The following is a 3998-nucleotide window of genomic DNA, read 5'->3' as shown; positions in this document are numbered from 1 at the left end:
GTTGAACGGGTAGTAGTTCTTGTAGATGTTGTTGTACTCCACCTTCGTCTGGCCGGCGGCCGGGTCGGCGAACACACCGTAGTAGTGGTTCTCCATGAAGATGTTGTTACGGGCGACCACGTTGGTCGGTCCCTTCAACGCAAGGCCAGAGTAGCCGTTGCGGAGCACGACGTTGTGTTCGATATAGGCGTCGAGGGACTTAGCACCCCAAGCCAAGATACCGGACCAGCGGTTGCCGTACACCACGTTGTTGCGGAGATGCGGGAGCGAGATGAACGCACCGATACCCGTGGCATGGTTGTCCATCACGTAGCAGTGGTGGATGTAGGGAGCTGCGTTCTCGCAAAGGATACCTTCGAGACCGTTCCTCACTGTGAAGTGCGACATTTCGGCGCCCGAAGTACCCATCACGGTAGGACCATTGCGACCGCCATCGATAATTGTTGTCAGCGGATCTTCACCTTTCAAGATCACGCCCATCACCAGAGTGATGTTCTCGTTATAGGTACCGCGCGCCACCTTGATGGTATCGCCAGCGTCGGCGTTACCGAGAGCATCGCCAATCTTCGAGAATTCGCCAGGCACGTTGATAATCCTTGCCATGGCGTTCCCGGAAAGAAGCAAAGCCCCGGCCGTTATTAAGACCAGTTTCTTTAGGGTCATACTGCTACGTTTCTCCAATCATAGAACACATATTCGTTAAACTTTTTTCGTTTGCCAAATCGACAAATCAAAACCCACATGGGAATATACCTTCATAACGGGCAATAGTCAAACGTTTTTTTGCGTATTTAATTAAAAAAACGCAAAAAAAATGCCTTAGCGTCCGTTTTCAGGCACAAACTCGTCAATTTGCAGGGGGAAGGCTAGACTTTTCCTCCTCCTTCTTCGCCCCCTGGATCGACACGCGAATCTCCTGGCAGGTCTTTTTGATATCCTGTAGAACCTTGCGAGCACGCGTTCCCGCGGACTTGTTGCCGCGTTCGAACTTTTCGTACTCACGCTTGAAGTTTTCAACTTCTTGGTCGAGGTCGTTGAGTAAGCTCATAGGTAAACTCCCTAAAAAGATGCTTTTTGGAAAATAAATAAAGTTTTTCGCAAAAATTCGCTGTTTTGTAAAAACAATTTTACGTTTATGGAATATTACACGATTTTTCCAGCTATCAACAGGTTATCAACACTTCGGAACATCCCAAAGACACATCAGGGCGCGCTTGCCCGCCTCCCCCACATTTTCGGAGAAATCGTTCACGAACATCCGGATGTGCTTCTCGATGACATTCTCGTCGGAAATTTGCGCCATTTCGCGAATAAAGGGGGACACGAGTTCGGAGCGACCACGCGCCACCGAGAGGCTCCTGCGGATTTCGCTTTCGACATCCGCCACGACTTCTTCCGGAAGCGAGCGACGGGCGACAGCGATGCCAAGCGGAATCGGGGAACCCGTCTCCTGCTCCCAGTAGGCGCCGAGGTCCTGCAGCAGGTGCAGGCCATCGCGTTCCCAGGTAAAACGATGCTCGTGGATGGTCACGCCCTGGGCGGAAGACTTGTCGAGCAGCGAGGAATATACCTCGTTGAACAGGGCGTAGCGCACCTGCGGCACACCTCCGAACTTACGACCGTACCAGAAACGGAACAGGAGCGCGGCCGTCGTGTTCGCACCGGGAAGAACAGTCTGCTGCGCAGGGTCGAAGGCGGCGGATTGCGAAGAAAGGAGCAGCGGGCCACAGCCGTACCCGATGGCGCCTCCGCAATCGAGGCAGCGGTAGTTCTCGCGCACCGACGGGAACACCTGCGCGCTCACCTTGGCGACGTCGAGCTCGCCGCGGATGACCATCTCGTTCAAAGTCTGCACGTCGGCAAAGTGCACGTCCCATTCGAAAGGCGAATTTTCGAGACCGGCGACAAGCGCCTCGTAGATGTAGGTGTCGTTAGGACAGGTAGAGATGCCGAGAGAAAGACGCATAGGGATTTGAAATGTGGGGTAGAAAGTTTAAAGTTCCGAGTTCTGAGTTCCGAGTCAATAGTGTTTTCAGGTTACAAGATGCCAGGAACTAGTAACTTGGAACTAGTAACTCACAAAAGGTCCAGGACCTGTTCCTTGAGGGCGGCCATGGCCTCGGGGATTTTCCAGGTGGAAATGTCGCGGTCGGTCGCGATATTGCTCACGGCGCGGAACTGGTAGCCGGGAATCCCGAAACGGCTGCACACGGCAAAGCAGGCCGCACCTTCCATCGTCTCGACATCGGCGTTATAAAGGCGGCTGCGGCGGTTCGCAAGGTACACGGTACCGGTACAGCAGTTCACGGTCACGCCCGCAGCGGAGCGCACAGAAGCAAGCGCAAGCGAAAGGAAGCGCGACGATTCGCCCCTGTACACGAGTTCCTTGCCGGAAACCTCGCCCCATGAAAGGAAATGGCCTTCGCGGGTCTGCGCCCCCATGTCGCCCACGACATCGGTATCGACACGCACGACATCGCACAGGTCCAGGCCGCGGTTCGGATAGGCGCCGCAGACTCCGACCTGGATTATGCGCTCATAGCGCCTCTTGGAGAGGAGAAAAGCGAGATTGGTGGAGAATTCCAGAGCGCCCACGCCGCATACCGCGACATCGTACCGGGTGTTGAGCGCCTGCGGGGTGGACGACGCCACCACAGCGGAAACCTGCGGATAGACCGCGTTGAATTCCACCCTGGAAGCGAAGGCGACAAGCGTTCCGTTCATGGCGCCCCCGGGCTATTCCTGCTTTTCGAGTTCCGGACGGATAATTTCTTCAAGTTCCGCGACACGGTCGAGACTGAGCATCCACGGCTTTTCGACTTCGCAGCGGGCAACGGCAACAGCGGTCGCCTTCACGAGGCATTCCTCGAAATCGAGTCCCATGCTGTCGGCATAGAGCCAGGCGGCAAAGAAGGAATCGCCGGCGCCCACGTTGTTCTGCACTTCTACCGTAGGCGGCAGCACCGTAATGCTCTGGAACTTCTTTTCCACAAAGCGGAAGGCGCGCACCGGAGAATCCTCGTCGGTCACCACGAGGTTCTTGATGGGAAGGCGCTCGAGCACGGCGGTCGCCGTCATCTTCCAGAACTGCGGGCTGGACTTCACCTGCGGAATTCCGAGGCGATCGAGCAGCTGGCTGTATTCGGGCATGTTTATCTTGAGGAGTTCCACGCCCTTTTCGAGCCAGGAATCGATATCCGTGATAGCGTCGACATACACGCGTTTGCCCGCAAAATCAAGATTGCTGATGCAATTCACGTCGAAATGTTCCGGGAAAGACCCGCACAGGGCGACGCTCTGCGCCGAATTCCAGTGCTCGGCCAGCGTCTGCGTAAAATCCTGGTTCTCGAAATCCGAAAGTTCCGGCGAAGGTTCGATAAGTTCGGTCGATTCGCCCCCGCAGGCGATTGTCGTGCAGACGCGCGTCGGTTCCTTTATCCATATCGGAGCCTGCTGTATACCGCAAGCGGAAATCTCGTCGAAGATACGCGAGCCGTGATCGCCCCCGAGAAAATGCATCAGGAGGGGCGTTCCGCCCAGGTTCTGCAATACACGGCTGCAGTTGATGCCCTTCCCCGACGCATATTCCTCGACCTTCGAGATGCGGTGCACCTCGCCCGGCGTAAACTTGTCCAAGAAGAACAGACGCTGCCAAGCGGGATTCAAACCGAGAATGAGTATTTCCTGAGCCATGATTTACCCTAGAAATTCACCTTGTAGAACTTGCGCTTGCCCACCTGGACCACCAGCTGGTCGCCGCCCTTGATTTCGATTTGGGCCTGCGGGTCGGCAAGCTTTTCGCCCGCAATCTTCACGCCGCCGTTCTGAACCATGCGACGGGCTTCGCCCTTGGAGGCAAACGCCTTGATTTCCACGAGCAGGTCCAGGGCACCGTAGGTGCCGGCCGCCACGCTGCATTCGGCAGCATCGCTCGGGATGGCGTTACCGCTATGGATTTCGCGTTCCTTGGCAGCGGCGGCCTCGGCGGCTTCTGCGCC

6 protein-coding genes are annotated in these 3998 nt (G+C 56.1%); all 6 read right to left on the bottom strand.

Features of this window, described 5'->3' with window-relative positions; genetic code table 11:
• Positions 1-603: right-handed parallel beta-helix repeat-containing protein (locus IK012_RS12375; protein WP_290955067.1), on the bottom strand; the 603-nt coding region annotated here is incomplete at its 3' end.
• Between the two features lie 244 nt (positions 604-847).
• A complete protein-coding gene (locus IK012_RS12370; RefSeq protein ID WP_290955065.1) occupies positions 848-1048 on the bottom strand; it encodes a hypothetical protein in 201 nt (66 codons plus the stop codon).
• A 126-nt stretch (positions 1049-1174) separates the two neighbouring features.
• Positions 1175-1966: a 1,4-dihydroxy-6-naphthoate synthase gene (locus IK012_RS12365; RefSeq protein ID WP_290955063.1), complete on the bottom strand. Its 792-nt coding sequence runs from the start codon at positions 1964-1966 to the stop codon at positions 1175-1177.
• Positions 1967-2076: 110 nt separating this feature from the next.
• Entirely contained in the window at positions 2077-2724 is a 648-nt protein-coding gene (mqnB, locus tag IK012_RS12360) for a futalosine hydrolase (protein WP_290955061.1), read from the bottom strand.
• Positions 2725-2736: 12 nt separating this feature from the next.
• Entirely contained in the window at positions 2737-3693 is a 957-nt protein-coding gene (locus tag IK012_RS12355) for a 1-phosphofructokinase family hexose kinase (protein ID WP_290955060.1), read from the bottom strand.
• A gap of 8 nt (positions 3694-3701) precedes the next feature.
• A partial coding sequence (locus IK012_RS12350) for a S4 domain-containing protein (RefSeq protein ID WP_290955058.1) occupies positions 3702-3998 on the bottom strand: 297 nt, incomplete at its 5' end.

This window comes from Fibrobacter sp. (assembly GCF_017551775.1).
In the GTDB taxonomy this organism is placed as follows: domain Bacteria; phylum Fibrobacterota; class Fibrobacteria; order Fibrobacterales; family Fibrobacteraceae; genus Fibrobacter.
This window is presented reverse-complemented; position numbering and strand designations above follow the sequence as displayed.